Source organism: Mesorhizobium kowhaii, assembly GCF_042431665.1.
Classification (GTDB): Bacteria; Pseudomonadota; Alphaproteobacteria; order Rhizobiales; family Rhizobiaceae; genus Mesorhizobium; species Mesorhizobium kowhaii.
This window is the reverse complement of sequence record NZ_JBHLYT010000111.1, coordinates 1-4991: the sequence shown is the minus strand read 5'-3', so window position 1 is coordinate 4991 and position 4991 is coordinate 1. Positions and strand designations below refer to the sequence as shown.

General features: G+C 59.4%; 4 protein-coding genes. 2 read left to right on the top strand and 2 right to left on the bottom strand.

Going from position 1 to position 4991, the window contains the following annotated elements:
• Together ACFFNA_RS35510 and ACFFNA_RS35505 are read left to right on the top strand one after the other, a co-directional pair.
• Nucleotides 1-246 (top strand): hypothetical protein (locus ACFFNA_RS35510; RefSeq protein WP_378924576.1); only part of this gene is annotated, 246 nt, incomplete at its 5' end.
• A 43-nt stretch (nt 247-289) separates the two neighbouring features.
• Nucleotides 290-2830: a hypothetical protein gene (locus tag ACFFNA_RS35505; protein ID WP_378924573.1), complete on the top strand. Its 2541-nt coding sequence runs from the start codon at nt 290-292 to the stop codon at nt 2828-2830.
• A gap of 52 nt (nt 2831-2882) precedes the next feature.
• Here the strand turns inward: ACFFNA_RS35505 and ACFFNA_RS35500 are convergent.
• Both ACFFNA_RS35500 and ACFFNA_RS35495 read right to left on the bottom strand, forming a co-directional pair.
• Nucleotides 2883-3826, bottom strand: a protein-coding gene (locus tag ACFFNA_RS35500) for an IS630 family transposase (RefSeq protein ID WP_378924571.1) whose coding sequence is annotated in 2 segments (ribosomal slippage) — nt 2883-3490 and nt 3490-3826 — 945 coding nt in all. Because the reading frame shifts where the segments join, the coding sequence is not laid out codon by codon here.
• A gap of 99 nt (nt 3827-3925) precedes the next feature.
• Nucleotides 3926-4864, bottom strand: a complete 939-nt coding sequence (locus ACFFNA_RS35495) for a hypothetical protein (RefSeq protein ID WP_378924569.1) — start codon at nt 4862-4864, stop codon at nt 3926-3928.
• Nucleotides 4865-4991: the final 127 nt, after the last annotated feature.

Genomic DNA, 4991 nt, shown 5'->3' with positions numbered 1-4991 from the left:
ATTCAAAGTCGCTCAATTCGTAACGTCGCATTCAAGCCTCCAAAAGAAGCCTTGAATCAGAACCCGTCACAAAGCGGTAGTCAGTTTATGAGTTTGCGGCCTAGTAGTCTGAATTGGGCCGAGAACGGACTGGCAGCTTACGAGATGATGCTGCCAGTGCCAGATCCAGAAACAAACCTTCACAGAATCAAGAAAGGCGGCTGGCCCCTCTTGCTTGCCGTTCGTCGGAGTGAGCAGGTTCGTTAGAAAACTAACTCGGAATCTTTCAACATCCGGACGAGGGGGCAGCATGGACGAGCGTGTCAGCCGATCGCTTAAGGCGATCAAAGATTTCAAAGGGCTAATACAGCTGGAGAAGAATGTTCGCGAGCGAGTCGTCTTTGACGAAGAAACGGCCACGGCATTCAAGGAGCGCGGCGAGATCATCGCCCGCGGGATGATTTCGGAGCGGACTGGTCTTGATCTGAGCGAGCTGATGCCTGCTGAGGAAAAGATCGTTCGCGCCGTGAGCGAGTATCTGGCGATCAAGCAACGCGAGGGTAGCAATGCGAACCGCACGCTCGATCAGCTTCGCAATCGCGGATTGATCGAGGCGGCAGAGACTGCGGTATCCAAGTCGAGGCCGACGCAGGGTTATGAAACGCTGCATCGCGAGGATCTGGACGATCTCTCTTACGAGCAGATCGTGATCGATCACCCGATGGAGTTTTCGCCGCGTGCATTGTGGTTTTCGCGGCGCACGCTAGGACTGGCCAACGCGAGCGAGAAGGCACCCGCCCGTCCGTCGATACCGGCGCAAATCCGCACCGAGGAGCTCTTGAAGTGGCTGGGCACCCGAGCAGCCGCAAACGGCGGCCACATCTCGCCCTTTGCGAATGCCGATGCGGCCGCGACGCTCGGCATGACCGACATGGCGCGCCATGGCCGCGTCTACGGCAACATTCAGTCGAGGCTGGATTTTGCGTGCTATCGCCTGGGTCTGCCGCCGCTTGGACTGACGGCAGCAGCGCCGTTTGCCGAGGCTTGGCAACAGGAGGACCGATCATGGCCGTTTCCGGTGCAGGCAATGCAACGCGCCGCACAGTCGTTTCGGTGGCAACCGCATGACTTTGAGCGGCTGGGCGTAGAGACTCAATCGCTACCGGGTCAGGCGCATCTGCTTTGGAAGGCAGAGCTTGCCGGGAATCAAGTCGCCGTGCGCGCTTGGGCGGAAGGTCTCGAAGACGGACCGGGCGGGTCCGTTGCGATGCCGCCCGCCCCGCCGGAAGTGCCATCGCTCAAACCAGCCCCGATGCCCGAAGAGGAAGAGGCCGGGAACGAAGCGCCCGTTGCTACAGACGGTCCATACTGGGTGCTCGTGTGTAATCCTGCGAAATGGGCAATCGACAAGTTTCTCGAAAGTGGTGCGACGGCCGACACTTGGGGAGTACGCCCTAGCGACGCATCGAAGTTTGGCGCGGGGCAGCTCGCCATTGTCCGCGTTGGCGTGGATCGCCGAAACGGCGCTGAACGCGACGGCCGTGAGCCGCTCGAGGCCGGCATCTACGCGGTGTGCGAAATCCAAGGACCGTCCTTCGCCGGCACGGGCGCGAATGGTGCTTATTGGGCGGCTGACGCAGGACGTGATCCGGGATTGCCCACGGTCGGCGTTCGTTATCTGCGCAACTACCTTGCACGACCACTCACCATTGAGCGGTTGCGAGAAGAGCAGCAAGGCCTATCTCGTTTGTTGCTCGACGGTTTCCAGGCGGCATCGTTTCCGATCTCGGCGGATGATTTCCACGCGGTGCTTGACCTGCTCGGTGAGGATCAGGACGCGATTGCGTCGGAAGTTGCCGAAGACGGTGCCCACACGCTTGATCGGCTTGCGGAGTTGGAAAGCAAGTTCCTGCACGCCAGTCCAGAGGTCAAAACCCGAGTCAGTAAGGGTATCGAACGTGGGCCGATCGGCACGGAGGTAAAGCGCCTGAACGGCTTCCGTTGTCAGCTGTGCGAGGCTTTGGGTCGCAATCCCATTGGCTTCAAGAAGCGGAACGGCGAACCCTATGTCGAGGCCCACCACGTCATGCCAGTGCACCGCAAGGAGATCGGTTCACTCTCTGCGGCCAACATCGTCACGTTCTGCGCAAACCATCACCGGGAGGTCCACTACGGCGATGTAGACTTTGCGATCGGCGAACAGCACTTCACCTTCACGATTGACGGCAAGAACGTGACGATCCCACGCGCGAAGGTGAAACTGCGGATTGGTGTTCTCGCGTACGGTTCGCTGATCACCGATCCCGGTGAGGAGCTGGAGCGAATCACGATCGCTACGGCACGCGATGTCGTGACGCCATTCGCGGTCGAATACGCGCGGTCGAGCCGCGGACGGGAAGGAGCACCGACGCTTGTGCCTGTGGTGAGCGGCGGAGCTCGGGTGAAGGCCTGGATTTACGAGGTTGATGCCGATTTGAAGACAGCGTGCGACATCCTCTATCGACGCGAGATAGATGCTATTGGCAGCGGTAAGTCCTACAGCGAGCCCGAACCCGGCGACCTGAAGCGTGTCGCGATAGCACGTAATATCGGCCTAGGTGGTCTGCACGTGGTGCTATCGACAAAACTTGCCCAAACCATCATGCCGCTAACGGCAGAGCGCCTCGCGGACCTTGCCATTAACAGCGCGCGCAAGCTAAACAATGGCCGCGACGGTATCTCTTATTTGATGAACGCAACCAGAAACGGGATCGAGACGCCGTTGTCCGCTGCCTACGCCAAGGAAGTCATACGACGGCTTGGCGTTGCCGACCTTGCGCAAGCGGTCGAGGCGACACACCGCTCGGAATAGGAGGCAATTAGAAATCGGCTCACCGTTCAAGCGCTTTTAGAGCGGGATGAGATTAATTTCGGTCATAGCCTGAGTTTTCGAAGTAGTGTGAGCACTCTGTCGGTGTGACGCGATAGAGGGTTTGTCCGATGGCGTCGCAAACGGCTTCGACAGTGCGGCTTGCTGCCTTTCTCAGCCAATGCTTGAGTTTTGAGAAGAGCTGTTCGATCGGGTTGAGATCGGGTGAGTATTTCGGCAGGAAGAAGAGCCTTGCGCCGGCGGCGCGTATGGCGCGGCGCACCGCCTTGCCTTTGTGCGAGCCGAGATTGTCCATGACGACGATGTCGCTGGACCGCAGGGTCGGGACGAGCACCTTCTCGATATAGAGGAGGAACCTCTCGCCGTTGATCGGGCCGTCGATCAGCCAAGGGGCATCGACACGGTCTTGGCGCAGCGCGGCCAGGAAGGTCATGGTCTTCCAGTGGCCATGCGGCACCTTGGCCTTGATCCGCTGTCCAACCGGCGCCCAGCCCCTGAGCGGCGACATGTTGGTCTTGGTCCAGGTCTCGTCGATGAAGACCAGCCGCGCGGGATCGATCCGGCCCCGATACTTCGTCCACTGCATCCGCCGTCGCGCGATATCGGGACGATCCTGCTCGGCGGCGATCAGCGTCTTTTTTTGTGACTGAGCTTCTCGGCGTGCACGAACTCCCACACCGAGCGGTAGTCAACCTTCAGGCCGCGCTCGCCGAGCTCGGCCACAAGGCCGCGCAAGGTGAAGTCTTGGTCGCGGCAGCGCTCGATCAGCCAGTCGCGCCACCCGCCCGAGAGCTTCTTCGGTTTGTAGCCGCCCACCTGGCGAGGTGCCGCGCTGCCAGTCTCTTCGACACGCTTAAGCCACTCTATGGCCGCGCTATAGCTGACGCCAAACCGAGCCGCCCCCGCCCGCCGCGACAGCCCTTCAATCTTGACCGCAGCGACAACCCGTTCGCGAAGATCCATCGAATATCCTGCCATTCATGCCGACCTCCTCTCAGCATGAATGTTGAATCAGAACCGCGATGATTTGGGAATCCTACGACTCCTATAAAGCTCATCCCGCTCTAGCGTTGCTGCTCAAACAAACCTATTCGACAGGTTGATGCCAATGACTGTGATGTTGTCGACATGAGGATGCTGGTTGGCAATGGATTTCCAGTGGGCGCGAAGCGCCTCAAGCAGTCCGTCGAACCCGACCAGGGCGCCTGACGGAAGTTGCCACCTGCGTCCCTTGGTACGGTTCACGAGAGCGAAGATGCCGCTCGCGGAGCGGTTGTCACGCAGGTAGTCCCCGGAAAGCTGGTTCTCGAGCCGCTCGAACAGGCCCGGTCCCGTCCAACGTTCCGCCAACTTCAGCTCGGCTGGCACCGGCGCATCAAAACCAGCACCGTGGAACCGCAAATCAGGACGCTTGTCGTCGGCAAACTCCTCTTCCTGCGTAATCGTGTATCGACCTTGTGCCTTCCCACGAAGCTCATGGGCGAGATAGTTGCGCATCTCGGTCTCCTCCTGAACACGCTGAAGGACTTTCGCAACACTGTCATCGCCGTTTTCGAGATCATCCCTGAGATCGAGAAGTCGCATGATTGCGAGATCGGCCAGCTCTCGGTGGTTTGTCGGAGTTCGGTCTAGATGTTCGTGGAAGTCTCTTACTTGTGCTGGCGACCAAGGTGTTAGGTCTGCATCCTGCTCAGCTTTGGACCGCGCGTGGGAAGCAAGCCATGGTCGAGATGATGCGTTTGGATGCTGGGCTGCGATCTCCGCAAGGGCCACGTAGGCCTCCTTGCCGGGGATCTGCTTCAGCTGATTGAAGAGGGCGTTGCGTGCGTCCTGAGCGTTGTCGCGCAACCCTGGGGAATACACACCACCGCCGGATCGATCAATGTCTTCATCCTCGCGGATGTAGCGCTGCATCAGGAGAAACAGTTCTTTCAAGTGGGTAGCCGTGGCGTGCTGTTGCCGAACGCCTGTTGATTCCGAACGGCGTCCGCCCAGAATTCGCGTGACGAAGGTCATGGCGAACTCCGTCTGCGCCTTGGCTGTTGATTTTCACTGAGAACTGACCCGGCATTTCCACCGAGATTTGACCCGCCTTTCATGTATGTTTCGGTTCGGGGTTGAGGGTCAAGGTTCTGGCTTTCTC